The 23,535-nt window shown below is 60.8% G+C and carries 24 protein-coding genes; 13 read left to right on the top strand and 11 right to left on the bottom strand.

Annotation, left to right across the window (positions count from 1 at the left end; genetic code table 11):
* The first annotated feature begins 17 nt into the window (after positions 1–17).
* From AC2GXZ_RS08545 to AC2GXZ_RS08535, 3 genes are read left to right on the top strand one after another with little or no spacing between them, the layout of a single operon-like run.
* A complete protein-coding gene (locus AC2GXZ_RS08545; protein WP_483758726.1) occupies positions 18–1,127 on the top strand; it encodes an ATP phosphoribosyltransferase regulatory subunit in 1,110 nt (369 codons plus the stop codon).
* Positions 1,127–1,825, top strand: a complete 699-nt coding sequence (gene hisG, locus AC2GXZ_RS08540) for an ATP phosphoribosyltransferase (RefSeq protein WP_483758725.1) — start codon at positions 1,127–1,129, stop codon at positions 1,823–1,825. The genes AC2GXZ_RS08545 and hisG overlap by 1 nt, the downstream gene beginning before the upstream one ends.
* Positions 1,826–1,844: 19 nt before the next feature.
* The gene (locus AC2GXZ_RS08535; protein ID WP_483758724.1) at positions 1,845–2,453 is read left to right on the top strand and encodes a class I SAM-dependent DNA methyltransferase; all 609 of its coding nucleotides are present in this window, start codon (positions 1,845–1,847) and stop codon (positions 2,451–2,453) included.
* An 80-nt stretch (positions 2,454–2,533) separates the two neighbouring features.
* Here the strand turns inward: AC2GXZ_RS08535 and AC2GXZ_RS08530 are convergent, their stop codons facing one another.
* Positions 2,534–2,992, bottom strand: a complete 459-nt coding sequence (locus AC2GXZ_RS08530) for a DoxX family protein (protein WP_483758723.1) — start codon at positions 2,990–2,992, stop codon at positions 2,534–2,536.
* Between the two features lie 631 nt (positions 2,993–3,623).
* Here AC2GXZ_RS08530 and AC2GXZ_RS08525 point away from each other — a divergent pair.
* Positions 3,624–3,944, top strand: a complete 321-nt coding sequence (locus tag AC2GXZ_RS08525) for a hypothetical protein (RefSeq protein ID WP_483758722.1) — start codon at positions 3,624–3,626, stop codon at positions 3,942–3,944.
* A 180-nt stretch (positions 3,945–4,124) separates the two neighbouring features.
* Positions 4,125–4,742, top strand: coding sequence for a LysE family translocator (locus AC2GXZ_RS08520; protein WP_483758721.1), 618 nt, complete (start codon positions 4,125–4,127; stop codon positions 4,740–4,742).
* Position 4,743: 1 nt separating this feature from the next.
* On the opposite strand, the gene AC2GXZ_RS08515 is transcribed toward AC2GXZ_RS08520, so the two are convergent.
* The 3 genes from AC2GXZ_RS08515 to AC2GXZ_RS08505 all read right to left on the bottom strand — a co-directional run bounded on the left by AC2GXZ_RS08515 (position 4,744) and on the right by AC2GXZ_RS08505 (position 9,282).
* Positions 4,744–6,723 (bottom strand): methyl-accepting chemotaxis protein, encoded by a 1,980-nt coding sequence (locus AC2GXZ_RS08515; RefSeq protein ID WP_483758720.1) that lies wholly within the window; start codon positions 6,721–6,723, stop codon positions 4,744–4,746.
* Between the two features lie 212 nt (positions 6,724–6,935).
* On the bottom strand, positions 6,936–8,660 hold the full coding sequence (locus AC2GXZ_RS08510; protein ID WP_483758719.1) for a peptidoglycan D,D-transpeptidase FtsI family protein: 1,725 nt from the start codon (positions 8,658–8,660) through the stop codon (positions 6,936–6,938).
* A gap of 217 nt (positions 8,661–8,877) precedes the next feature.
* On the bottom strand, positions 8,878–9,282 hold the full coding sequence (locus AC2GXZ_RS08505; protein WP_483759385.1) for a winged helix-turn-helix transcriptional regulator: 405 nt from the start codon (positions 9,280–9,282) through the stop codon (positions 8,878–8,880).
* 150 nt (positions 9,283–9,432) lie between these two features.
* On the opposite strand from AC2GXZ_RS08505, the gene AC2GXZ_RS08500 reads away from it, so the two are divergent.
* The gene (locus AC2GXZ_RS08500; protein ID WP_483758718.1) at positions 9,433–10,170 is read left to right on the top strand and encodes an SDR family NAD(P)-dependent oxidoreductase; all 738 of its coding nucleotides are present in this window, start codon (positions 9,433–9,435) and stop codon (positions 10,168–10,170) included.
* 191 nt (positions 10,171–10,361) lie between these two features.
* Here AC2GXZ_RS08500 and AC2GXZ_RS08495 read toward each other — a convergent pair whose 3' ends face one another.
* From AC2GXZ_RS08495 to groES, 4 genes are all read right to left on the bottom strand, one after another.
* Positions 10,362–11,663, bottom strand: a complete 1,302-nt coding sequence (locus tag AC2GXZ_RS08495; protein WP_483758717.1) for a PQQ-dependent sugar dehydrogenase — start codon at positions 11,661–11,663, stop codon at positions 10,362–10,364.
* Positions 11,664–11,972: 309 nt separating this feature from the next.
* On the bottom strand, positions 11,973–12,206 hold the full coding sequence (locus AC2GXZ_RS08490) for a hypothetical protein (RefSeq protein ID WP_483758716.1): 234 nt from the start codon (positions 12,204–12,206) through the stop codon (positions 11,973–11,975).
* A 164-nt stretch (positions 12,207–12,370) separates the two neighbouring features.
* Entirely contained in the window at positions 12,371–14,014 is a 1,644-nt protein-coding gene (gene groL / locus AC2GXZ_RS08485; RefSeq protein ID WP_483758715.1) for a chaperonin GroEL, read from the bottom strand.
* Positions 14,015–14,070: 56 nt separating this feature from the next.
* The gene (gene groES / locus AC2GXZ_RS08480; protein ID WP_483758714.1) at positions 14,071–14,367 is read right to left on the bottom strand and encodes a co-chaperone GroES; all 297 of its coding nucleotides are present in this window, start codon (positions 14,365–14,367) and stop codon (positions 14,071–14,073) included.
* A 150-nt stretch (positions 14,368–14,517) separates the two neighbouring features.
* Here groES and AC2GXZ_RS08475 point away from each other — a divergent pair, with 150 nt between their 5' ends.
* The 5 genes from AC2GXZ_RS08475 (at position 14,518) to AC2GXZ_RS08455 (ending at position 18,510) form a co-directional block, all read left to right on the top strand.
* Positions 14,518–14,919 (top strand): hypothetical protein, encoded by a 402-nt coding sequence (locus AC2GXZ_RS08475; protein WP_483758713.1) that lies wholly within the window; start codon positions 14,518–14,520, stop codon positions 14,917–14,919.
* Positions 14,894–16,255, top strand: coding sequence for a chromate efflux transporter (gene chrA, locus AC2GXZ_RS08470; RefSeq protein ID WP_483758712.1), 1,362 nt, complete (start codon positions 14,894–14,896; stop codon positions 16,253–16,255). Before AC2GXZ_RS08475 ends, chrA begins: the two co-directional genes overlap by 26 nt.
* A 100-nt stretch (positions 16,256–16,355) precedes the next feature.
* The gene (locus tag AC2GXZ_RS08465) at positions 16,356–17,204 is read left to right on the top strand and encodes a TIGR01459 family HAD-type hydrolase (RefSeq protein WP_483758711.1); all 849 of its coding nucleotides are present in this window, start codon (positions 16,356–16,358) and stop codon (positions 17,202–17,204) included.
* Positions 17,205–17,261: 57 nt separating this feature from the next.
* A complete protein-coding gene (locus AC2GXZ_RS08460; RefSeq protein WP_483758710.1) occupies positions 17,262–18,266 on the top strand; it encodes a bifunctional riboflavin kinase/FAD synthetase in 1,005 nt (334 codons plus the stop codon).
* Positions 18,267–18,270: 4 nt separating this feature from the next.
* On the top strand, positions 18,271–18,510 hold the full coding sequence (locus tag AC2GXZ_RS08455; protein ID WP_483758709.1) for a BrnA antitoxin family protein: 240 nt from the start codon (positions 18,271–18,273) through the stop codon (positions 18,508–18,510).
* A gap of 15 nt (positions 18,511–18,525) precedes the next feature.
* Here the strand turns inward: AC2GXZ_RS08455 and AC2GXZ_RS08450 are convergent, their stop codons facing one another.
* Together AC2GXZ_RS08450 and AC2GXZ_RS08445 are read right to left on the bottom strand one after the other, a co-directional pair.
* Entirely contained in the window at positions 18,526–18,723 is a 198-nt protein-coding gene (locus tag AC2GXZ_RS08450) for a type II toxin-antitoxin system HicA family toxin (RefSeq protein WP_483758708.1), read from the bottom strand.
* Positions 18,723–18,980, bottom strand: a complete 258-nt coding sequence (locus AC2GXZ_RS08445) for a DUF1902 domain-containing protein (RefSeq protein ID WP_483758707.1) — start codon at positions 18,978–18,980, stop codon at positions 18,723–18,725. Before AC2GXZ_RS08445 ends, AC2GXZ_RS08450 begins: the two co-directional genes overlap by 1 nt.
* Before the next feature lie 341 nt (positions 18,981–19,321).
* Between AC2GXZ_RS08445 and ileS the strand changes: the two genes are divergently transcribed.
* Both ileS and AC2GXZ_RS08435 read left to right on the top strand, forming a co-directional pair.
* The gene (gene ileS / locus AC2GXZ_RS08440; protein WP_483759384.1) at positions 19,322–22,228 is read left to right on the top strand and encodes an isoleucine--tRNA ligase; all 2,907 of its coding nucleotides are present in this window, start codon (positions 19,322–19,324) and stop codon (positions 22,226–22,228) included.
* A 136-nt stretch (positions 22,229–22,364) separates the two neighbouring features.
* On the top strand, positions 22,365–23,003 hold the full coding sequence (locus AC2GXZ_RS08435) for a hypothetical protein (RefSeq protein WP_483758706.1): 639 nt from the start codon (positions 22,365–22,367) through the stop codon (positions 23,001–23,003).
* Positions 23,004–23,027: 24 nt separating this feature from the next.
* Here the strand turns inward: AC2GXZ_RS08435 and AC2GXZ_RS08430 are convergent, their stop codons facing one another.
* Complete coding sequence (locus tag AC2GXZ_RS08430) at positions 23,028–23,483, bottom strand: nucleoside deaminase (RefSeq protein ID WP_483758705.1); 456 nt, start codon at positions 23,481–23,483, stop codon at positions 23,028–23,030.
* Positions 23,484–23,535: the final 52 nt, after the last annotated feature.

Raw genomic sequence — 23,535 nt, 5'->3', positions numbered from 1 at the left:
GTCCGGGGAGCCTTTCCATGCCTCTGATCAACATGCCCGAATTCTCCAGCCACCTGCTCGATGAATTCGCCGCCCGCGGCACAGCAAGGATTGATACGCCGGTGATCCAGCCGGCCGCCCCCTTTCTCGACATGGCCGGCGAGGACCTGCGCCGACGGATCTTTTTGACCGAAAGCGAGACGGGTGAGAGCCTGTGCCTGCGCCCGGAATTCACCATTCCCGTCTGCCTGCGCCATATCGCCAATGCCACCGGCACACCGCGCCGCTATTGTTATCTCGGCGAAGTTTTCCGTCAGCGCCGCGAAGGCGACAACGAATTTTATCAGGCGGGTATCGAGGATCTCGGCGAGACCGCGACGGCCAATGCCGATGCCCGCGCCGTCAACGATGCGATGCAGATCCTCGAAAATCTGATCCCCGGTCGACGCCTGACCGTGACGCTGGGTGACCAGGCCGTGTTCGAGGCGGTCGTCCGGGCGCTGGGTCTTCCCGGCGGTTGGCAGAAGCGGCTGATCCAGTCCTTCGGCAACAATGCGCATCTGCGTCAGTTGCTGATGACGCTGGCAAGCCCACAGACCGTGTCGAGCCTCTCGCCGGACCTTTCCGACCTGCTGAGCAATGACGAGGCCGCGCTGATCGCCCGTATCGACCAGACGATGCAGGAAACCGGTTATTCCACCAATGCCAGCCGCTCGCCGCGCGAGATCGCCGCAAGGCTGAAGGAAAAGCAGTCGCTGGCCGAAACAAGGCTCGATGGCTCCGCCCTGCTTCTCCTGAGCGAATTCCTGTCGCTGGAAATGCCGCTTTCGGAAGCGCCGGCAGCGCTTGCCGGCTTTGCCGATTCCGCCGGGCTTGTCATGGGGGCGGCACTTGTCACCTTCGAGGCGCGCGCTGCAGCCCTTGCCGATCTCGGCGTAGATCTCACCAGGGTCACCTATCGTGCCGCCTTTGGCCGTCCGCTTGATTATTACACCGGCCTCGTTTTCGAAGTCAGCCGAGACAACGCGGTTCTCGCCGGCGGCGGCCGTTTCGACCGGTTGATGACCCTGCTCGGTGCAGCTGAAGATATTCCGGCCGTGGGCTTCTCGCTCTGGCTCGACCGGATCGAAAAGGCGAGGGCGCGCTGATGTCCACCATTACCATCGCTCTCCCCTCGAAGGGCCGCATGAAGGACGACGCTTCGGCGATCTTCGAACGCGCCGGCCTGGCCATCGTCGCCGTCGGCAACGAACGGTCCTATCGCGGCCGCGTCGAAGGGCATGACGATATCGAGATCGCCTTTCTCTCGGCCTCGGAAATCGCCCGCGAGATCGGTGCCGGAACCGTCGATTTCGGCGTCACCGGCGAAGACCTGATCCGCGAAGGCCTGGTGGATGCCGACCGCAAAATGGAGATTTCCGCCCGCCTCGGTTTCGGCCGCGCCGATGTCGTCGTCGCCGTGCCGGCTATCTGGCTCGATGTCGACACGATGGCCGATCTCGGTGACGTTGCCGCCGATTTCCGTTCTCGCCATGGACGCCGCCTGCAGATCGCCACCAAATACTGGCGCCTGACGCAGCAGCATTTCTCGTCGCAACACGGTATCCAGCTCTATCGCATCGTCGAGAGCTTAGGCGCCACCGAAGGTGCGCCGGCCGCGGGGCAGGCCGACATCATCGTCGACATCACCTCCACCGGCTCAACACTCAAGGCAAATCACCTGAAGATCCTGTCGGATGGCGTGATCCTGAAATCGGAAGCCTGCCTGATCCGGGCCCGCAAGGCCGAACATGCAGGCGATAGCCGTATCGCCGTAATCGTCGAGGCAGTCCGCAAGGTTCTGTGATCGCAATGGCGCATTTCTGATGTCAGGTGAAGACCGCAATATTCCGGCACTCTACGAGCGGCACGCGCTGGCCTTCGACAAGCTGCGCGGCAAGAACCTGTTCGAAAAACCTTGGCTCGATCATTTCGCCGGGCTGATGCCGCGGCGCGGCCATGTGCTGGATCTCGGCTGCGGCAGCGGCGAGCCGATGGCGGCCGACCTGATCAGGCGCGGTTTCCACCTCACCGGCGTCGACACCTCGAAGACGCTGACCGGGCTTGCCCGCCAGCGGTTTCCCGGCATGGCCTGGTACGAGGCCGACATGCGGAAATTCTACATTCCGACCAAGTTCGACGGCATTCTCGCCTGGCACAGTTTTTTCCATCTCAACGCCAACGATCAGCGGGCGATGTTTCCGAGGTTTGGCGCGATGGCCGGCCCCGGGGCGGCACTGATGTTCACCGCCGGTCATTTCGAGGGGGAGGCGCTGGGCGAATTCGGTGGTGAGCCGCTTTATCACGCCAGCCTGTCAAAGGCCGAATACGAGGCGCTGCTGACGAAGAACGGGTTTTCCGTCGTCGCCCAGATCTCCCAGGATCCGGCTTGCGGCGGTGCCACCGTCTGGCTCGCCAGAAATATCCGGCGCTGACCTATTTCATTGTTTAGAAAACAAAAAAGCCGCCGGATCTATGTCCGGCGGCAATCGTCTTGGCAGGGAATTGACAAAGGTTAGGCAGCAATTGCGACAGAACCGCGGCGAGCGTCGACCGAATAGGCGCCTGCGCCGAAGGTTGCGAGCAGGATGTAGGCGCCGGCCAGCGTGAAGTTCTTCATCAGCATGATGCCGTTAAGCGCGTTGATCCAGCCGAGAGCCGGGTCAGGCCAGCCGGGTACGGTAACCGTGCCGGAATGGAAGACGGCGCCGGTGAATATGCAAAAGAGTGCCAGTGCCCAGCCGACGATCTTGGTCTGGAAGCCGACAAGCACGGCGATACCGGTGACGAACTCGAAGAGGCCGGCGAGATAGGCAAGTGCGGTTGCGGCCGGCAGACCTGCGCCGGCGATCATGCCGGCAGTGCCTGCCGGATCGGTCAGCTTGCCGAAGCCCGTATAGATGAACATGAATGCAAGCAGGATCCGTGCAACCAGGATGACGATATTCTGGGTGCTGGAAAGGGAGTTGGACATTGAAGTCTCCAGATGTTCGCTGCGCTCCGGTTGGTTGAGAGCAGCCGTGAAATTCTCTGAAAACTTTTTGCCACGTTTCTCCCAGACACGAAAGATGAACGCAAGTAGACGAATTGTTCTCTAAAAGTGAACAACAAGCGCGCAACTCTGCAGGACGGGGGAGAGGCCGCGCAATTGCGGGGTGGGTGAATGGATGGTGAGGCTTTGCAATTGCGCGGCCCTGGCTTGCGGTTTCCTGCCCGCCTCCCTCCCATTGTCTCCTTTCGAGCAGGACGGGATGGCTCCGTGGCAGTCTTCCATCGGCAACAGCGGCGGTGAAACGCTGATACCGGTCGCCAGCTTCCACCTGCCCACGAACGTCTCGCGAAACACTCCGGTAGTGGAAGTGATGCGATTATGTGACCGGCCCGGATGGCGGGGACGGATCGTCGCCTAAAAATACATAACATGTTGATTTTGAATGGATTAAATTTTCCTATCTTCCTCGCATCTCACGACCATGTTGCGAAAACGTGAACCAATTTCTTTCACTTTGTTGCAGTTCGTGAATGAACCTTTCAGCCCCCATTCACCGTTATCCAGCCATCGTCACCGCGTCTTCAGGCGACTATGACCGACAAAGGAGTAAGGCATGAAGAAGATCATCATCGGCGCCATGGCCGCCGTTATTGCCATCGCCGTCCCGACCTTTTCGCAGGCGCAGACCTATCGCAGCGAGGCGCGCGAGCATCGCCAGGAACAGCGGATTTATCGCGGTGCCGCGCGTGGTGAACTGACGCCGCATGAAGCCCGCAGGCTTGCCCGCCAGCAGCACCGCATCGACCGTGCCAAGCATCATGCCGCTCGCGACGGCTATGTGACGCGCCACGAGCGCAACCGCATCGAGCGTATGCAGGACCGCGCCTCGAACAATATCTATCGCAAGACCCATAACGGCCGTTACGGCTACTGACCTTGGGCCGGTTATCGGCCAGTCATACGACAACTCATCGAAGGGGCGGCATATGCTGCCCCTTCTTCTGTTTGACGTCGGTCCGTCGCTGCGCCATCCTGCCTCGGTGAGCGGCCCTGTCTTTCAAAGACATCAGCGCTCGGTCCTGGGTATCCTCTGGGGCCTCCGCGGGAGGGATCGATGAGTTTCGAATATGTGCTGACGGTCTTCATCATCTGCCTGTCGCCGGGCATCGGTGTCGTCTACACCCTGTCATCGACGCTGGGTGGTGGCGTGCGCGCCGGTTTCTGGGCCGCGGTCGGTTGCACGATCGCGACCGTGGTCCATCTCGGCGTCGCCATGGCCGGGCTTGCGGCCATTCTCCACACCAGCGCCGTTCTGTTCCAGACGATCAAGTTTGCCGGTGTCGCCTATCTTCTCTGGATGGCCTGGGCGGTCTTGCGCGACCGGGGAGGGCTGTCTGTTCGACCGGATGGGCAGAACTCCACGTCGAAATCGCCCCTGCAACTGGTTCGCCGCGGCATTCTTTTGAACATCTTGAACCCCAAGCTGCCATTGTTCTTCGTGGCCTTCATCCCGCAATTCGTGCCGGTCGGCAGTCCTTTCGGGCTGCTGGTGGAGCTGGGCCTCGGCTTTACCGGCATGACCTTCGTCGTGTTCATGCTTTATGTCGTGATCGCCGCCAGTGGCCGGCAATATTTTCTGCAGAGCGAGCGGGCGATGAACTGGATGCGGCGCGCATTCGCCGCCTCCTTTGCCGCGCTTGGGCTGAAACTCGCGACCGAGGGAACGCGGTAGGTCAGAATTCCTCCCAGTTCTCGCCCGCCGGGCTTGTTGCAAGGCCGAGCCCCGAGGCAAGCTTGCCGACGAGAGATCGGGCCGGCGACGCATGAACCTGCCGGGCAGGAGCACCCGCTGCCCCGCCGCGCATTGCCGCAGGGGCATAGGCGCCGGCTGATACCGCACTTTGGCCGACAGCCATCGCAGCCATACCGAGATCGAAGCGCGAGACGAGCTGGCGCAGCCGGTCCGCCTCGCTGGCAAGTGTGGCGCTGGCGCCGGTCGCCTCTTCCACCATGGCGGCATTCTGTTGCGTCACTTGGTCCATCTGGTTGACCGCGACATTGACTTGCGACATGCCGACCGACTGTTCCTTCGACGAGGTGGCGATCGCATCGAGCTGCGTATTGATCGCCGCGACGTGGTTGCGGATGCCGGTCAGTGCCGTGCCGGTGGCGCTGACCAGCGAAACGCCGTTTCTGACCTCCTCGGCCGAATTGCGGATCAGATCCTTGATCTCCTTTGCCGCCTGGGCCGAGCGCTGGGCAAGTTCGCGCACCTCCTGGGCGACGACCGCAAACCCCTTGCCGGCTTCGCCTGCGCGGGCCGCCTCGACGCCGGCATTCAGCGCCAGAAGGTTGGTCTGGAAGGCAATCTCGTCGATCACCCCGATAATGCTGGAAATCTGTTCGGAGGATTGTTCGATCTTCTGCATTGCATCGACCGCCCTGGCGACCACTTCGCCCGATTGCGCTGCCGACCGGTTGGCCTCCACCGCCATCGTCCGCGCCTCTTCGGTACGGGTGGAGGAATTGGCGACATTCGAGGTGATCTCGTCCAGTGCCGCGGCGGTCTCCTCCAGCGAGGCTGCCTGTTGCTCGGTCCGTTTGGAGAGGTCCGATGCGCTTTGGCTGACCTCGCGCGAGCCGCTGTCGATCGCGCCGGTGGCAGCCGAAACCGCCTGCATCGTCTCGCGCAACTGCGTCACCGCGGAATTGAAGTCGTTGCGCAGCCCCTCGAAATCCGGGCTGAAAGGCCGGCTGAGCTCGGTCGACAGATTGCCGGCGGAAAGCTGTTTCAGGCCCTCGGCGAGGCCCTGTGTCGCCTGTGCCATGTTTTCCGAACGGATCCGGTCGGCTTCTGCCGTGCGGCGGCGATCGGCATCCTGGGCATTGCGGCTGTCTTCGGCCTGCCTCTCCATCTCGCGGCCGCGCAATCCGTTATCCTTGAACACCTGCACGGCGCCGGCCATCCGGCCCACTTCGTCGCGTCGGTCTGCACCGTCGATGCTGACCGACAGGTCGCCGCCGGCAAGCGTGATCATCGTTGCCTGCAACCGGCTGATCGGCCGCACCAGCCAGCTGCGGATGGCGAAGAAACCGGCCGAAAGCACAAGTACGAGACCGAGAAGAACGCCCCCGAGCGTCGTCAGTGCCGTGGTGTTCGCAGCGCCGCCGAGAAACTCCGCCTTGCTCGATACGCCATTGATGATGGCGTCGGTAATCCGGGTGGATGTCTGGGCAAAGGCGGAAAACTGCGGCTGGCAACCGGACAGGAAGGCCTCCTGCGATGCCTGGATGTCCGCTTCGGTATTCGCCGTTTCGCCAAGCCCGATTGCCGGCGTGCAGGACTGCTGCAGGATGGCAAGGCCGGTGGCCTTCAGCATCTGCAGGTCCTTGTTGTCCGGCAGGATGGTGATCGCTCCATCCATCCGCTCGGCAAAACCCGCCTCCGCCTGCTGCAATTCGGCCTTCGCGGCGGCATTGCCCTCCGGCGTGCGCGACATCAGAAGATCACCGATCGCCGCCCGCGCCATCTGGATCGAGCGGTTGGCTCGGGCGACCGACAGCGATGCCATGCTTTCCTTGTGCAGGAGATCGCCATAGGAACCGTTGATCTCGTAGATCCGTGAACTGCTGTAGGCGGCAATCGCCAGGGCAAAGATGCCGAACAGCGCCATGATGGCCATGAACTTGCCGACGATCGAGATATGCTTCATCGAAATTGCCCCGTTGTCAAAAGAGTGCGTCGGGGCAGATGGTAGCGGCAGGTGTTTATGATTGAATATCAGCTAATATATTATTTTCCATCTATCTAAAATAATACCCGCGATGATTGTGACGGCGCATTCGCCTTGCGCCAGAGGTGCTGTGCGCGTGTGGTGATCCAGGTCAGGCACAGTAAGCGCCACAGCCGCATCTGCGCACGCTCTCAGTAATTTGCCACCATGGTCGGCGCGAAATCCGGCAGGACGTTGAGCATCGGCGCGGCGCGCGCGACGATTTCCTTGACCATCGGGGCCGCCGTGCTGGTCGCGAAAGTGCTCGTCGTGTGTTCGCCGTTCAGCGGCTCGTCGCAGAACGACAGGATCACATATTGCGGATGGTCGATCGGGAAAGCCGCAAGATAGGCGTTGAAGCTCAGCTTGTGCGAATATTTGCCATTGATGACCTTGTTCGCCGTTCCCGTCTTGCCGCCCACATGAAAACCGAGAACGTCGGCACTTTTGCCCGAACCCTGCTCACCGTTGAGCTTGAACAGAGCCCTGATCGTATCGCTGGTACCAGGCTTGACGATCCGGACGGCCGTCTGTTCCGCAGCCTCGGTTGTGCGCGGCAGGAAGGTCGGCTCGATCAGCTCGCCGCCATTGACGAGAGCTGCTCCGGCAACGGCCGTCTGCAACGGAGTGGTCGCCACGCCATGGCCGAACGAGATGGTGATGGAGTTGATCTTTTTCCAAACCTTCGGCTGGCTTGGCATCTTCACTTCCGGCAACTCGGTCTCCATCCGGGTCAATAGCCCGAATTTGGTGAGATAGGCCTTCTGATTGTCCATCCCGACATGATCCATCATCCGCGCGGTGCCGATGTTAGAGGAGTAACGGAAGACCTCCGGAACGGTAAGCCAGCGCCGCGGCACGTCGCTGTCGTCATGGATGGTGAAGCCGCCATAGTGAAGCGGTGCCGTGGCATCGAACGTATCGCTGAGTTTGGCAGCCCCGCTGTCGAGCGCCATCGCCATCGAGAAGGTCTTGAAGGTCGAGCCCATCTCGAACGTGCCGTTCGTCATGCGGTTCAGCCAGCCTTCGCCGCCGCCAGCCTGCGGGTCGTTCGGATCGAAATCGGGTGCCGAGGCCAGCGCCAGCACTTCGCCGGTGTGAATGTCGAGCACCGCCGCACCGGCGGCCTTGCTTCTGTATTCGGTCATCGCGTGCTGGACGACGTTATAAACGATGTTCTGCACCCGGATGTCGATCGAAAGACGGATCGGCTTCAGCGCCTCTTCGGTCGTCATGCCGACGCTCTTGAGGTCGGAAAGGCCCTGCATGTCGAGATATTTCTCCATGCCCGCAACGCCGCGATTGTCGATATCGACATAACCGAGCACATGCGCGGCAACCCGACCGTCGGGATAAAATCGCTTCACCTCCGGGCGAAAGCCGATGGCCGGCATGCCGAGTTTCAGCACATCGCTTTGCTGCTTCGGCGTCAGCTGACGGCGAAGCCAGATGAATTTCTGCCGCTTGTCCGCAAGCTTGGCATAAAGCGATTTGCGATTGAGATCGGGGAAGAGGCCGGCAATCTTCTCGACGGTCTCGTCGACATCGACGATGCGAAAGGGCTCGGCAAACATCGAGACGGTATGAACGTCGGTCGCCAGCAGTTCGCCATTCCGGTCGGTGATATCGGGGCGAGCCGCGATCGAGGAATTCGCGGGAATGGATGCCGTCGCCTCCGCCGGGCTGAAACCGTAATAGGTGAGCCGGACGAACATCGCGCAATAGGCAGAAATGAAACAGGCCGTCAGGACGATCACACGCGATTTCGCCTGCTTGACGCTGCCGGCCGTCTTTCTGCGCCCCCATGACGAGCGCCCCGTCGTCACCAGCGTTTTCACGCGACCGCTTTTGCGAAGGGAAAAGGAGATGACTGACATGGGTGATCTTCTGGTTCCTGGCGGAAAATCATCGACCACCATGCTGGTCAATTTTCTAGATCGGGGTGGTTAACGAGACGCTAACATCGCCCCTCAAGCTGATCACGAAAACGCGCAGCGCAATTTGCCGGTGAGACAATAACCGGAATGACAAAGGCGGGAACTATGGACCGGCGCGCCCGGCGGGTAGACCAAATCCGCACCATGAACCTCAGTGTCATTCATTGCGCGTTCGGTCATACTCAGCCTGGGCACTCTCCATTTTCGGACCATGCGTCAACGCCCAATCGTAGAGTGCGGCGAACGGCTCGCGCAACGAATGGCCCAATGGGGTAATCGTGTATTCCACCCCGACCGGAGCCGTGGGCAGCACGTGACGCTGGATCAGGCCGTTTCGCTCCAGCCGCTTCAGCGCGTCGGCGAGCGCCTTGTGCGTAATGCCGTCGAGGCGGCGCATGATTTCGTTGAAACGCGATGGCCGCGTGCACAGGACGGTCAGGATGAGGACCGACCATTTATTGCCGATCTGCTCCAGGATCGGCCGGGTGGCTTTCACATCAAGCAGAGCTTCATCAATGACACGCTTGACGGAACGCTTTGGCAAACGTGTGTCTTCAGGCATGTCATCGATCGTCTCGGGCATAGGTATACTCGTCGATCGTCTCGGGCATAGGTATACTCGTCGATATCTACTTTATATGCGGTGCGTATTTCACCGTAGATATAGAGAATATATCTGCTCCTCGCATGATTTTTTTTGCAAGGAGCCTACATGAGCAGGTTGGAAAACAAGATCGCTGTCGTCATTGGTGGGGGCACGGGTATCGGCGGAGCAATTTCGCAGCGCTTTGCTGCTGAAGGCGCGCGGGTTTTCGCCACAAGCCGAAAGGCGCAAGAGAACGGCCCGAATGCATGGCCGGGCGCCGGGGGCGGGGATATCCGCGCTGTTCGCGCCGACGCGGGTAGCCTGGCTGACCTTGCGGAAGTCTTTGATCGTATCCGCGCCGAAGAGGGCCGGATAGACGTTCTGGTTCTCAACGCAGGCATCTCCGAATTCTCGATGCTTGGCGACATCAGCGAAGACCTCTTTGACCGGATTTTCGGACTGAATGTCCGCTCACTGCTGTTCGCCGCCCAAGGTGGCATCGAGCTGATGCAGTCCGGCGGATCGATCGTGCTCGTCGGTTCGATCGCGGATGTCGTGGGTACCAAGGGATACGGCGTCTATAGCGCCAGCAAGGCGGCCGTTCGCTCATTCACCCGGACATGGGCGAACGAACTGGCGCCGAGGGGCATCCGTGTCAACGTCGTCAGCCCCGGACCGACAGATACGGCGATGATGGCCGACACGTCGGAAGAGGTTCGCCAGGCATTGACCAATATGATCCCGCTCGGACGCCTCGGCCGGCCGGACGAGGTTGCCTCCGCGGCACTCTTCCTTGCGAGCGACGAGAGCAGTTTTACCACTGGAGCTGAACTCTGCGTTGATGGCGGCGCGACGCAGGTTTGAAAACGAGATGATCGCGAAAAACCGATCCCCCGAACAAAGAGCCGATCTCGCGTCAGCCAGATGGCAGGCGTCGTCGGGCTGACAAGCGGCGACGATCTCGACCGGAAGGCCGCGGATGAACGCCAACTCGCCTGCGATGGATATCAAAGCGGGCGAGCGGCAATCAATGGGAAGGTCGTGGCCGCCCGCTCTCAGGCGCCGGTGACGCGCCAGATGACGTCGCCGACATCATCTGCCATCAACACCGCGCCGTCGGCCGCCAACGCCACCCCGACCGGGCGGCCATAGGAATGTTTCTCGTCCGGCGACAGAAAGTCGGTGAGGATCTCGCGCGGCATCCCGACAGGCTTGCCCTTGTCGAAGGCGACGAAGGCGAGCTTGTAGCCCGAGAGTTTCGAGCGGTTCCACGATCCGTGCTGGCCGATGGCCATGCCCGCCGGAAAGCCCGGCAGCGTCCCCTCGGGCAGCCAGCAGAGGCCCAGCGAGGCCGTATGGCCGCCCAGCGCATAATCGGGCTGCAGCGCCGAGGCGGCTTTGGCTTCGTCCTGCGGCACCCGGTCGTCGATCACCCGGTTCCAGTAACAATAGGGCCAGCCATAAAACCCGCCATCGGTCACCGATGTCAGATAGTCGGGTGGTGTTTCGTCGCCCAGCCCGTCACGCTCGTTGACAACCGTCCAGAGCATCCCGTTTTCCGGCTCCCAGGCCATGCCCACGGGATTGCGCAGGCCGCCGGCAAAGATGCGGGACTGCCCCGATGACAAGTCATATTCGAAAATGCAGGCACGGTTTTCTTCCGCTTCCATGCCGGCATCGCCGATATTGCTCAGCGATCCGACAGCCACGTAAAGCTTGGTGCCGTCCCTGCTGGCAAGCAGATTGCGCGTCCAGTGGCCGCCGGGGATCAGATCCATCAGCTTTTTCGGCTGGCTGGTGATCTTCGTTGCTCCCGCCTCGTAAGGATAGGCCAGAAGCGCATCGCTGGCGCCGACATAAAGCGTCTCTCCGACAAGCGCGATGCCGAAGGGCTGCCGTACATTCTCGATATAGGCGTACCGTTCCTCGGCCACCCCGTCACCATCGGCATCACGCAGCAGCGTCACGCGGTTGGCGCTGTCACCGGAAGCGCCGGCCCGCTGCATCGTGGCCGACATGGCATGGTCGAAAAGGGTGCGCGGATCGCCCCGCTCGCCCATCGATTCGGCCACCAGCACATCGCCATTCGGCAGAAGATACATATTGCGCGGATGCACCAGCCCGCGTGCAAAGGCATTGACCTTGAGGCCGGCAGCCGTGGTCGGCTTGTGCTCGCCTTCCCAGCCCTTGGCAGTCGGCATCTTCAATGTCGGTATCTTGCCCTGCGGCTTGGCCACCGGAATGGCCGGCGTCGTGCCATAGACCGGTTCCCGCGGGGCATCCCCCGAATGACGGATGGTAACGGCCGCTTGGCCGACAAGGGCAATAAAGCGGGCGAAGAGAGAAGGCTCGGCCATGGGTCGTCTCTATCATTGAGGGAAAATAAGGAGAGACCCAAACGCTAAAGTGTTTGTGCGGCAAGCACTAGTGGGGCCGCTAAAAATTATGGGCGCGGGGGACGCTCTTTCCGGGCCGATCCTGCCACCACAGTGGGACGTCCTCCGCGCGGGACAACGAAGGAAATCCGCATAAACCGGCCGAAAGCTGACAGGTTGCGTCGGCAGCGTCGTATCCGGATCGAATGTGTCGCGTGAGTTCGTCTGCGAACGTCAAGCCGTGGTGTCAGGCTCGATTGAGGCCGCGCTGCCTGACATCACCGAAAGGCCTTACGAGGCCGAGAATTTGACAGTCACGCCACGCTGCCGGAAATAGGCCTGCATCAGCTTCCTGCCGGAGCGGTTGTTCTGCTCGAGCCTTGCAGGATCGAATACCGCCTCTTTCAAACCTTCCCGCGTCAACGCCGCCTTGAGTGTTGCGATATGCAGGTCGATGTCGGCATTGTCTGCCTTCAGCGATTGATAAATGCGGTCTGTCGCATCGGCTACGGTCGGTTCGCTCACTCTTGAACTCCTGTTGTCATGATTTGGCTGCCGCTTAGCACGTTTTTCGGCTTGTCACCTATCGTGTGCCGGGGCGCAACAGTCCCGATATGCAAAAAGGGCGGCCTTACGACCGCCCTTTCCGTGTTCTGAACCGGATGGCTCAGATATAAGACCCGAAGGTCTTACATCATGTCCATGCCGCCCATGCCGCCCATGCCGCCAGGCATGCCGCCGCCAGCCGATTCCTTCTTCGGAAGTTCGGCGATCATGGCTTCGGTGGTGATCAGCAGCGAAGCAACCGAAGCTGCGTTCTGCAGAGCCGTGCGAACAACCTTGACCGGGTCGACGATGCCCATGGCGATCATGTCGCCATATTCAGACGTCTGGGCGTTGTAGCCGTAGTTGTCTTCGTTCTTTTCGAGGATCTTGCCGACCACGATCGAAGCTTCGTCACCGGCGTTCTCGGCGATCTGGCGAACCAGCGACTGCAGAGCGCGGCGAACGATGTTGACGCCAGCTTCCTGGTCGTCGTTCTCGCCCTTGACGGTGATCTTGGAAGCCGAACGAAGCAGGGCTACGCCGCCGCCCGGTACGATGCCTTCCTGAACGGCCGCGCGGGTTGCGTTCAGAGCGTCGTCGATGCGGTCCTTGCGTTCCTTGACTTCGATTTCGGTCGAGCCGCCGACGCGGATGACGGCAACGCCGCCAGCGAGCTTGGCAAGACGTTCCTGCAGCTTTTCGCGGTCGTAGTCCGAAGTGGTTTCTTCGATCTGCGCCTTGATCTGGGCTACGCGGCCTTCGATGTCCGACTTCTGGCCAGCACCATCAACGATGGTGGTGTTTTCCTTGGAGATCGAAACCTTCTTGGAACGGCCGAGCATGTCGAGCGTGACGTTTTCGAGCTTGATGCCGAGGTCTTCGGAAATGACGGTGCCGCCCGTGAGGATGGCGATGTCTTCCAGCATGGCCTTGCGGCGATCGCCGAAGCCCGGAGCCTTGACGGCAGCGATCTTCAGGCCGCCACGCAGCTTGTTGACGACGAGCGTAGCAAGCGCTTCGCCTTCGACGTCTTCAGCGATGATGACGAGCGGCTTGCCGGTCTGAACGACGGCTTCCAGAACCGGAAGCATCGCCTGCAGGTTCGACAGCTTCTTCTCGTGAAGGAGAATGTAAGCGTCGTCGAGATCGGCGATCATCTTTTCCGGGTTGGTCACGAAGTAAGGCGACAGGTAGCCGCGGTCGAACTGCATGCCTTCGACGACTTCGAGTTCGGTTTCAGCGGTCTTGGCTTCTTCGACGGTGATGACGCCTTCGTTGCCGACCTTCTGCATGGCTTCGGCAATGTCTGCACCAACCTGCTTGTCGCCGTTGGCGGAGATCGTGCCGACCTGGGCAACTTCAGCCGAGGTGGAGATCTTCTTGGCCTTCGCCTGCAGGTCCTTGACGACTTCTGCAACAGCGAGATCGACGCCGCGCTTCAGGTCCATCGGGTTCATGCCGGCAGCAACGGCCTTTGCACCTTCGCGAACGATCGCGCGGGCAAGAACGGTAGCCGTCGTGGTGCCGTCGCCGGCGATGTCGTTGGTCTTCGAAGCAACTTCGCGGACCATCTGGGCGCCCATGTTTTCGAACTTGTCTTCCAGTTCGATTTCCTTGGCGACCGATACACCGTCCTTGGTGATGCGCGGAGCGCCGAAGGACTTGTCGATAACGACGTTACGACCCTTCGGGCCGAGGGTAACCTGCACTGCGTCAGCGAGGATGTCGACGCCGCGCAGCATCTTTTCGCGCGCAGAGCGGCCGAACTTTACTTCTTTAGCTGCCATTTTGAGAGCTCCTGAATAGAGGTGTCAGCGAATTACGAAAAAGGCGTAACCGGCAATCAGCCGATAACGCCCATGATGTCGGATTCCTTCATGATCAGAAGGTCTACGCCGTCGAGCTTCACTTCGGTGCCCGACCACTTGCCGAACAGAACGCGGTCGCCGACCTTGACGTCGAGAGCAACGATTGCACCCTTGTCGTCGCGAACGCCGGAGCCGACAGCGATGATTTCGCCTTCAGCCGGCTTTTCCTTGGCGGTGTCAGGAATGATGATGCCGCCCTTGGTCTTTTCTTCGGACTCGACGCGCTTAACGACAACGCGATCGTGCAGGGGGCGGAAAGTTGTGCTTGCCATTGTCTAATCCCTCGATCAAATGACATGGACAGGTCTTGGATAAGACCCGCGGATCTCGTTTAGCACTCCTCTCTTCAGAGTGCTAACGGAGCCCGAGATAAGGGTGCCTCGATGTCGAGTCAAGAACAGCAGCGAAATTTCGATTAGCCCATGAATAAGACAGTAAATTGGCACTGGCGTCAGAAAGCCGCGTCGTTGCTCGAAATCCTGGCCGATCTCAGCCCGCAGGAGTTCTATCACGAGGACGAAGAACGATATCATCCGGTGCATGATGATATCGGCGAACTGGTTTCGGCGGTCCCTCGTGGATGTGCTGAATGGCTGGCCTTCATGAGGGCCAACCCGCGGCCGCGTCAGAATTGGCTTCCCGAAACTCCTTCTAAACTCGATGACATGCCGTTGCAGGAGATCTGCTGGAGGATCGTGGAGACCATCGCCGACGAGAGATGGTGGGACGCTTCGACGGCCGAAGTTTTCGAAACGGGAAGCTTGATGCGCGCCCTGCAGCGCATTGCAGCAGAGGGCGATGACATTGATCTTGAAGACTTTTAAGGAGACTTCCCCGGCTGAACTCACTTCACCAAGCCCGACACTCGCCGAACTCACCTCCGTCTTCGCCCGCATAGGGGCTTTGGGTTTCGGCGGGCCGGCAGCCCAGATTGCCATGATGCATCGCGTCGTGGTCGAGGAAAAACGCTGGCTCTCTGAAGAGCGGTTTCTCCATGCGCTGAATTATTGCATGCTTCTGCCCGGCCCCGAGGCGCAGCAGCTTGCCACCTATATCGGCTGGCTCACCCACGGCACCCGCGGCGGCATCATTTCCGGCCTGCTGTTCGTTCTGCCGGGCCTTTTCGTCATCACCATCCTGTCGGTGGCCTATGTACTCTATCAGGACACAGCATGGCTCGCAGGCCTGTTCTTCGGCTTGAAGGCGGCAGTGCTGGCGATCGTCGTCGAGGCGGTGATCCGGCTCGGCAAAAAGACGCTGAAGACCGGTTTTCTCTGTCTGGTCGCAGCCGCCGCCTTCATCGCATTGTTCTTTTTCGCAGTACCGTTTCCGCTTGTTGTTCTCACGGCAGCGCTGGCGGGTTTTCTCCGCGCAAGACGCATCAGCGCTCCACCGGCCGCAGTTGATCTGTCCGGTATCGCCTCGCCACCCTCGGCGGGCCGGGCGATAACCATGCTGATCGGCTGGCTCCTCGTCTGGCAAATGCCGCTGTTCGTGCTCTGGGCCGTCTCGGCACCGGCGGGGCTTGCCGGCCTGTTTTCCTTTTTTTCGAAGATGGCGCTGGTTACCTTCGGTGGTGCCTATGCGGTGCTGGCCTATGTGGCGCAGGTCGGCGTCGAGCAATATGGCTGGCTGAAACCCGGCGAAATGCTGGACGGGCTGGCGCTGGCCGAAACGACGCCCGGCCCGCTTGTGCTGGTTCTGTCCTTCGTCGGTTTCCTCACCGGTTTTCGCGAAGCCTCAAGCCCGCTCGGCAGCGTGATGGGCGGCATGCTCGGCGCGTTTCTCGTCGCCTGGGCGACCTTCGTTCCGAGCTTCATCTTCATTTTTGCCGGCGCTCCCTATATCGAGCGGCTGCGCGGCAACCGCACGCTCTCCGGCGCGCTGTCGGCGATCACTGCGGCGGTGGTCGGCGTCATCCTCAATCTTGCCATCTGGTTCGGCCTGCATGTTCTGTTTCGTGAGGTCGGGCGGGTCGCGCTCATGCCGTCGATCGGCCTCGATCTGGCGCTGCCGGTCTGGTCGAGCCTTGATCCGGTGGCGCTGTTTCTCTTCTTCGGTTCGGCTTTCCTGCTCTTCGGGATGAAGCTCGGCATGGTTGCCGTTCTCGGTCTCTGCGCGGCCTTAGGCCTTGCGATCCGCTTGGCTGCCCTCATGTAACGGCGACATGAAATATCCCGCACCGCACGCAAATCTCCTTGCCATGTCGGCCATGCTTTGCGACATCAGCCTCAGTTTTCTGCAAAGGTGATCGACGATAATGGTACAGCGCATCCAGAACGTGAACGAGGTGATCGGTGGCTACGACGTGGTCCTGTCCGATGTCTGGGGTGTGGTCCACAATGGCGTTGCCGCCTTTCCGCAGTCCTGCGAGGCGCTGGCCGGCGCCCGTGAGGCTGGTGCGACCGTGGTGCTTATCACCAATTCGCCGCGCCGCTCGGCCGATGTCATTGAGCAGATGCGCGGGCTGAACGTGCCCGACGGCACCTATGACCGGATCGTCACCTCCGGCGATGTCACCCGCAAGCTGATCGCCGACGGTCCGAACAAGGTGTTCCTGCTCGGCCCCGAACGTGACCTGAACCTGCTCGACGGTCTCGACGTCACCGTCACGTCCGCCGACGAGGCCGACGCCGTTGTCTGCACCGGCTTTTTCGACGACGAGAAGGAAGTGCCGGAAGACTATACCGACATGCTGAAGACCTGGGTTAAGCGCGACATTCCGTTTATCTGCGCCAATCCGGATCTGGTCGTCGAGCGTGGCCACAAGATGATCCCCTGCGCCGGCGCCGTTGCCGCCTATTACGAACAGCTCGGCGGCGAAAGCCGGGTTGCCGGCAAGCCGCATGCGCCGATCTACGTCGCCTCGCTTGCTGCTGCCCGCGAGGCACGCGGCGATTTCGACAAGGCGAAGGTTCTTGCCATCGGCGACGGCATGCCGACCGATGTCCGCGGCGCGCTGTCGCAAGGCCTCGATCTGCTCTATATCGCAGGTGGCATCCATGTCGCGGAATATACCGTCAACGGCGAGACCGACGAGGCGATCCTCAAGGCCTGGCTGAAGGCTGAAAACGCGGCGCCGAAATTCTGGATGCCCAGATTGGCGTGAGCCTTGTCTCTTGACCCACATCGCATGAACGACCTGGCCTAGTTGGAATTCACTGGAATGACCGTATTCCACCGCAACGAAAAGAAGGACCCGCTGCCCGCGGAACTCAAGGGTGGCGTGGTCGCGATCGGCAATTTCGACGGTGTCCATCGCGGCCATCGCAGCGTGCTGGAGCGGGCGCTTGAACTGGCGCAGGAACGCGGTGTGCCGGCCCTTGTCCTGACCTTCGAACCGCATCCGCGCTCCGTCTTCAGGCCCGACCAGCCGGTTTTCCGGCTGACGCCGGCGCCCTTGAAGGCAAGGCTTTTGGAGGCGATGGGGTTTCGCTCGGTGATCGAATACCCGTTCGACCGTGCGTTTGCCGGCCGCTCGGCGGAAGAATTCGTCTCCTCGATCCTGGGCGACTGGCTGGGTGCGAGTGCCGTTGTCACCGGCTTCGATTTCCATTTCGGCAAGGGCCGCGAAGGCGGTCCGGCCTTTTTGATGGAGGCGGGCGAACGGCATGGTTTTTCGGTGTCGCTTGTTGATGCCTTCCGCGACGAAAATGCCGAAGTGATCTCGTCGAGCCGCATCCGCGCGCTCCTCTCGCATGGTGATGTCAGCCACGCGGCCGGCCTGCTCGGTTATCGGTATACGGTGGAAGCCGAGGTGATCGGCGGCGAAAAGCTCGGCCGCCAGCTCGGTTTCCCGACAGCCAATATGCGGCTTGCTCCCGAAACGGAACTCAAGCCCGGCATCTATGCCGTGCGCTTCCGCCGCCCGGACGGCACGCTTCATGATGGCGTCGCAAGCTACGGCCGCCGCCCGACGGTGACCGACAATGGTGCACCGCTGCTCGAAACCTATCTGTTCGATTTCTCCGGCTCGCTTTACGGCGAGATCTGCTCGGTCTCTTTCTTCGGCCATCTGCGCGACGAGCTGAAATTCGACGGACTGGACCCGCTCGTGGCGCAGATCAGGCGCGACGAGGAAGAGGCGCGGGCGCTTTTGGCCGGCGTTACCCCGATCGGTGAACTGGACGCAAAAATCGCATTCTCCTTCAACACAGACAGGCAAGGATAGGCGCATGGCAACCACCCCACGCAGGCCCGTCAACCCGATGGAAGCGGCCGAAGCACTGTTCAAGCCCGCCAAGAAGCAGGCGGCCGCCCCGGTCGAGAAGCGTACTGTGCCGCAGGCGAAGGAGCTGGTTTCGATCAAGCTCGACAGCGCCGTGATCGAATATTTTCAAGAAGACGGTCCTGGCTGGCAGGACCGCATCAACGACGCGCTGCGCGCGGTGATGGTGAACAATCCGAAGGATTGAGGCGAGGGCTTCTTTTCAGAGGCGCTTCGCCGAACCCGCATCTTTCAGGACGGCATTGGCAGTGTGGCGGCTTAAAAGATGGCGCGGAAGCAATATGATTTTTCCCGTTTCACGAGAGCGCCATTTTTCGTGCGAGCCTTTTGCATTCGTCAGATATTCGTAGCCAAGTTCCGAAATGATCGCGCGAACGGCTTTGTAGAAACCGTCGACCATCAGGCGGCAGCCGGTATGTTGGCGGGCCTTTCCCATAAAATCGCGGGAATAAGATCCCTGATCGGTGTGTCCGCGAGGTCGGTTGCCGAAATATGGTTGGCGACGATCAGGTCGATGGCCGCGTCAAACATGACATCTTCGAACGCATCCACCGTGGGGGCCTCGATATGCAGACCATCGATGTCGCTCTCGGAATAAAAGACCTTGGCCTCCGCATCCCAGACGGCTTTTACGAAGAACGTTCTTTTCATAGCCATGACCCAGACCTGTCTTGCTGCAGTCGACGGGAGAATATACGAGGTCGCGGCGATCAGGCAATCATGTCGTCCCGCGGATCCGATTTCCCCCTTCCTTTCCGTGTCGAAACGCCTTAATAACCGCCACCATGACAGATTTTTGGTCGGCCCAGATCTCGGCTAAGGTCATCGACACGATGATCATACGAATTATCGGCCCGGCTTTCCGCGCTGCTTGATCAAGCTGCGGGAAGGTCCGGGATTTCGGCGCTTGCAATAAACAGCGCCTCCGCCACCGAATTCCTCATCCGCATCGCGCCGCTGAATGGCGCCAGAAACGATTGCCCAACATGACCGATACAGTGACTGAAACGGGCGAAAAGCTCGATTACTCGAAAACCCTCTATCTGCCTGAAACCGAATTCCCGATGCGCGCAGGCCTGCCGCAGAAGGAGCCGGAAACCGTTGCCCGCTGGCGCGAGATGGACCTCTACAAGAAGCTGCGCGCTTCCGCCGCCGGCCGCGAGAAATTCGTCCTGCACGACGGCCCTCCCTATGCCAATGGCAACATCCATATCGGCCACGCGCTGAACAAGATCCTGAAAGACGTCATCACCCGTTCGTTCCAGATGCGCGGCTATGACTCGAATTACGTTCCGGGCTGGGACTGCCACGGCCTGCCCATCGAGTGGAAGATCGAGGAAGAGAACTACCGTGCCAAGGGCAAGGCCAAGCCCGACCTGAAACAGCCGGACGCGATGATCGAATTCCGCAAGGAATGCCGCGCCTATGCCGAAAAATGGATCAAGATTCAGGGCGACGAGTTCAAGCGCCTCGGCATCGTCGGCGATTTCGACAACCCGTATCTGACGATGAATTTTCACGCCGAAAGCCGCATCGCCGGCGAATTGCTGAAAATCGCCATGAGCGGCCAGCTTTATCGCGGCTCCAAGCCGATCATGTGGTCGGTCGTCGAGCGCACGGCGCTGGCGGAAGCTGAGGTCGAATACCACGACTACGAGAGCGACACGATCTGGGTGAAGTTCCCGGTTGTCGGCGGTGCTGGCGAACTGGCGGATGCCCATGTCGTCATCTGGACCACTACCCCCTGGACCATCCCCGGCAACCGCGCCATCGCCTATTCGCCGAAGGTCGCTTACGGTCTCTACGAAGTCCTGACCGCCGAAAACGATTTCGGCCCGCGTCCGGGTGAAAAGCTGATCTTCGCCGATGGCCTGTCGGAAGAGTCCGCCGTCAAGGCGAAACTCACCTTCAAGCGCTTGCGCGATGTCTCCGCCGATGAACTCGGGGCCATCACCACGGCTCACCCTCTCAAGGATCTCGGCTACGATTTCGCCGTGCCGCTTCTCTCCGGCGATCACGTCACCGATGACGCCGGTACCGGTTTCGTCCATACCGCTCCCTCCCACGGCCGCGAGGACTTCGAGGCCTGGATGTCGTCCGTCAAGGAACTCGAAGCCCGCGGTATCGATACCCGTATCCCGTTCCCGGTCGATGACAGTGGCACCTACACCGCCGACGCCCCCGGTTTCGACGGTGCCCGCGTCATGGACGACAACGGCAAGAAGGGCGATGCCAACGATCGCGTCATCAAGGCGCTGATCGAGCGCAACGCGCTGTTTGCCCGTGGCCGGCTGAAGCATTCCTATCCGCATTCCTGGCGCTCCAAGAAGCCGATCATCTTCCGCAACACGCCGCAATGGTTTGTCTATATGGACAAGGACCTTGCCGACGGCACGACGCTGCGCACCCGCGCGCTGTCTGCGATCGATGATACCCGCTTCGTCCCGGCCGGCGGCCAGAACCGCCTGCGCGCCATGATCGAACAGCGCCCGGACTGGGTTCTGTCGCGCCAGCGTGCCTGGGGTGTCCCGATCTGCGTTTTTGCCGATGACGAGGGCAATGTCCTGCAGGACGAAGAGGTCAACACCCGCATTCTCGAAGCCTTCGATGCCGAAGGTGCCGATGCCTGGTTCGCCGAAGGCGCCAAGGAACGGTTCCTCGGCAATGGCCACGATGCGGCCAAGTGGACCCAGGTCATGGACATTCTCGATGTCTGGTTTGACAGTGGCTCCACCCACACCTTCACACTGGAAGATCGCCCGGACCTGAAATGGCCGGCCGATGTCTATCTCGAAGGCTCCGACCAGCATCGTGGCTGGTTCCATTCGTCGCTTCTGGAATCGGCTGCCACCCGCGGCCGCGCGCCTTATGACACGGTCGTCACCCATGGTTTCACCATGGATGAAAAGGGCCAGAAAATGTCGAAGTCGCTTGGCAATGTCGTCTCGCCCCAGGACGTGATGAAGGATGCCGGCGCCGATATCCTGCGTCTCTGGGTCATGACCACCGACTACTGGGAAGACCAGCGTCTTGGCAAGACGATCATCCAGACCAACGTTGACGCCTATCGCAAGCTCCGCAACACCATCCGCTGGATGCTCGGCACGCTCGCCCATGACGAAGGCGAGGAGATCGCTTACTCCGAGCTTCCCGAACTCGAAAAGCTGATGCTGCATCGCCTCTACGAGCTCGATAAGATCGTGCGCGAGGGGTATGACGCGTTCGAATTCAAGAAGATCGCCCGCGCACTGATCGATTTTTGCAATATCGAGTTGTCGGCCTTCTATTTCGACATCCGCAAGGATGCGCTGTATTGCGACGCACCGTCGAGCCCGCGCCGCCGTGCGTCGCTTGCCGTCATCCGCAAGATCTTCGAAGCGACGGTTACCTGGCTTGCGCCGATGCTGCCCTTCACCACCGAAGAGGCATGGCTGTCGTTGAAGCCGGATGCGGTTTCGGTTCATCTGGAACAGTTCCCGCAGGTGCCGGCCGAATGGCAGAACGATGCGGTTGCCGAAAAGTGGGCAAAGATCCGCAAGGTCCGTTCGGTTGTTACCGGCGCTCTCGAAATCGAGCGCAAGGACAAGCGTATCGGCTCTTCGCTGGAGGCGGCTCCCGTCGTTTACGTTGCCGATGCCGAATTGTTGAAGGCGCTGGAAGGTCTCGAATTCGAGGAGACCTGCATCACCTCCGCCATCACGATCACGGCGGGTGAGGGGTCGGAAACGGCTTTCCGTCTGTCGGACGTGCCGGGCGTTTCTGTCGATCCGAAGCCGGCAGAAGGCGTCAAATGCGCCCGTTCCTGGCGGGTGACGACCGATGTCGGCTCTGATCCCGCATGGCCGGACGTCTCGGCCCGCGATGCGGTCGCACTGACGGAACTGGCCAAGCTCGGCCGGCTCTGATGCTCATCAGGGTTACCGGATGATTGCGCTTCTATGCTTCATCCGGTATTCCTGCCTGAAATTGGCCGGATTTATCCGTCAGGTCGATGGAAATAATCTATGAGGCGTCGAGGCGGGCGTCTGTGGTAGGGGTTTGATGGAAACGACAAAAACCTTGCGTCTGGCCTTCGGTACGGCCGGTATTCTGGCGGTGACAGTAGCCCTTTCCGGCTGCATGGGCCCGACTTACGGCACCGACAAGCCTGCCATGGTGCAGCTTGGCGATGATCTTGGCGCGGCGGTTGCGATCGGCGGCGGCAAGGACGAGGATAAGGCGAAGATTCGTTATAATCCACGTCCGACCCTGGTCGTTGCAAGGCAGGACGAAAACGGCGCTGCATTGCCGGCTCCCGAACAGTCGCTGGCGAACCGCGAAAACAATCCGAACTGGGTCGAATCGCCGGAAGAAACCCGTGCGCGCCTGCGTAAGGAAGCCGAAGACAACAGGCTGAACCAGAATTACCGCTCGCCCCTCCTGGCCGGTAACGGCCAGGCCGGTCAGATGACCGAAACCGAAAAGTGGGAAGCCTTCCGCGCGGCCAAGGCCAATGCCGAGACCACCGACGTGACGGCCCGCCGCCGTTCGCTGTCCGACCCGCCGGCAGCCTACCGCTCGGCCGACGCCGGCACGCTTGCCGATCTCGGCGAGCCCGAGAGCAAGAAGGAGGCACGCCGCAAGAAGGAAGCGGAAGCCGCCTCTTCGACCGGCTCAGCCTGGTGGAAGCCTTTCCAGTAAGCGCTTCCGGTCGAACAGGAGTTCCTAGTTTTCCCGCTTCGAGCGAAAGAAGCCGATGAGCAGGTCTGCCGCCGGCCTTTCGGCTATACCGGAATAAACCTCCGGCGCGTGATGGCAGGTTGGCTGGGAAAAGAATCGTACGCCGCTTTCCACCGCGCCGCCCTTCGGATCGTTCGCACCGTAATAGAGCCTGCGGATGCGGGCAAAGGATATCGCGGCGGCGCACATGGTGCAGGGTTCAAGCGTCACATAGAGATCGGCATTATCGAGACGCTCGGTTCCGAGCTTTTCCGCAGCCTCGCGGATGACGGCGATTTCGGCATGTGCCGTCACGTCGTTTTCGGCACGGGTGCGGTTGCCGGAGCGGGCGACGATCTGGCCGTCGACGACCAGCACGGCGCCGACCGGAACCTCTCCGCGTGCCGCGGCATTCCTGGCTTCCGTCAAGGCAGCATCCATGAACCCGACCCTGTTAGTCATTTGGGCGATTTCCTCTTAACCCGGATCGCACGAACTGGTAGGAAGCATGCAA

It is taken from the genome of Aliirhizobium sp. YIM B11859, assembly GCF_057163345.1.
Note: the sequence above shows the minus strand (reverse complement) of the source record. Positions and strands in the feature narration are given on the sequence as shown.

What these genes read in the sequence shown, in the direction of transcription:
- groL (WP_483758715.1), bottom strand. Translation starts at nt 14,014, where the DNA reads ATGGCAGCTAAAGAAGTAAAGTTCGGCCGCTCTGCGCGCGAAAAGATG.
- AC2GXZ_RS08450 (WP_483758708.1), bottom strand. Translation starts at nt 18,723, where the DNA reads ATGGTCGACGGTTTCTACAAAGCCGTTCGCGCGATCATTTCGGAACTT.
- AC2GXZ_RS08500 (WP_483758718.1), top strand. Translation starts at nt 9,433, where the DNA reads ATGAGCAGGTTGGAAAACAAGATCGCTGTCGTCATTGGTGGGGGCACG.
- AC2GXZ_RS08530 (WP_483758723.1), bottom strand. Translation starts at nt 2,992, where the DNA reads ATGTCCAACTCCCTTTCCAGCACCCAGAATATCGTCATCCTGGTTGCA.
- AC2GXZ_RS08465 (WP_483758711.1), top strand. Translation starts at nt 16,356, where the DNA reads ATGGTACAGCGCATCCAGAACGTGAACGAGGTGATCGGTGGCTACGAC.
- AC2GXZ_RS08505 (WP_483759385.1), bottom strand. Translation starts at nt 9,282, where the DNA reads ATGCCTGAAGACACACGTTTGCCAAAGCGTTCCGTCAAGCGTGTCATT.
- AC2GXZ_RS08525 (WP_483758722.1), top strand. Translation starts at nt 3,624, where the DNA reads ATGAAGAAGATCATCATCGGCGCCATGGCCGCCGTTATTGCCATCGCC.
- AC2GXZ_RS08515 (WP_483758720.1), bottom strand. Translation starts at nt 6,723, where the DNA reads ATGAAGCATATCTCGATCGTCGGCAAGTTCATGGCCATCATGGCGCTG.
- groES (WP_483758714.1), bottom strand. Translation starts at nt 14,367, where the DNA reads ATGGCAAGCACAACTTTCCGCCCCCTGCACGATCGCGTTGTCGTTAAG.
- AC2GXZ_RS08545 (WP_483758726.1), top strand. Translation starts at nt 18, where the DNA reads ATGCCTCTGATCAACATGCCCGAATTCTCCAGCCACCTGCTCGATGAA.
- AC2GXZ_RS08445 (WP_483758707.1), bottom strand. Translation starts at nt 18,980, where the DNA reads ATGGCTATGAAAAGAACGTTCTTCGTAAAAGCCGTCTGGGATGCGGAG.
- AC2GXZ_RS08520 (WP_483758721.1), top strand. Translation starts at nt 4,125, where the DNA reads ATGAGTTTCGAATATGTGCTGACGGTCTTCATCATCTGCCTGTCGCCG.
- AC2GXZ_RS08435 (WP_483758706.1), top strand. Translation starts at nt 22,365, where the DNA reads ATGGAAACGACAAAAACCTTGCGTCTGGCCTTCGGTACGGCCGGTATT.
- AC2GXZ_RS08455 (WP_483758709.1), top strand. Translation starts at nt 18,271, where the DNA reads ATGGCAACCACCCCACGCAGGCCCGTCAACCCGATGGAAGCGGCCGAA.
- AC2GXZ_RS08495 (WP_483758717.1), bottom strand. Translation starts at nt 11,663, where the DNA reads ATGGCCGAGCCTTCTCTCTTCGCCCGCTTTATTGCCCTTGTCGGCCAA.
- AC2GXZ_RS08475 (WP_483758713.1), top strand. Translation starts at nt 14,518, where the DNA reads ATGAATAAGACAGTAAATTGGCACTGGCGTCAGAAAGCCGCGTCGTTG.
- AC2GXZ_RS08535 (WP_483758724.1), top strand. Translation starts at nt 1,845, where the DNA reads ATGTCAGGTGAAGACCGCAATATTCCGGCACTCTACGAGCGGCACGCG.
- chrA (WP_483758712.1), top strand. Translation starts at nt 14,894, where the DNA reads ATGACATTGATCTTGAAGACTTTTAAGGAGACTTCCCCGGCTGAACTC.
- AC2GXZ_RS08510 (WP_483758719.1), bottom strand. Translation starts at nt 8,660, where the DNA reads ATGTCAGTCATCTCCTTTTCCCTTCGCAAAAGCGGTCGCGTGAAAACG.
- hisG (WP_483758725.1), top strand. Translation starts at nt 1,127, where the DNA reads ATGTCCACCATTACCATCGCTCTCCCCTCGAAGGGCCGCATGAAGGAC.
- AC2GXZ_RS08430 (WP_483758705.1), bottom strand. Translation starts at nt 23,483, where the DNA reads ATGACTAACAGGGTCGGGTTCATGGATGCTGCCTTGACGGAAGCCAGG.
- AC2GXZ_RS08460 (WP_483758710.1), top strand. Translation starts at nt 17,262, where the DNA reads ATGACCGTATTCCACCGCAACGAAAAGAAGGACCCGCTGCCCGCGGAA.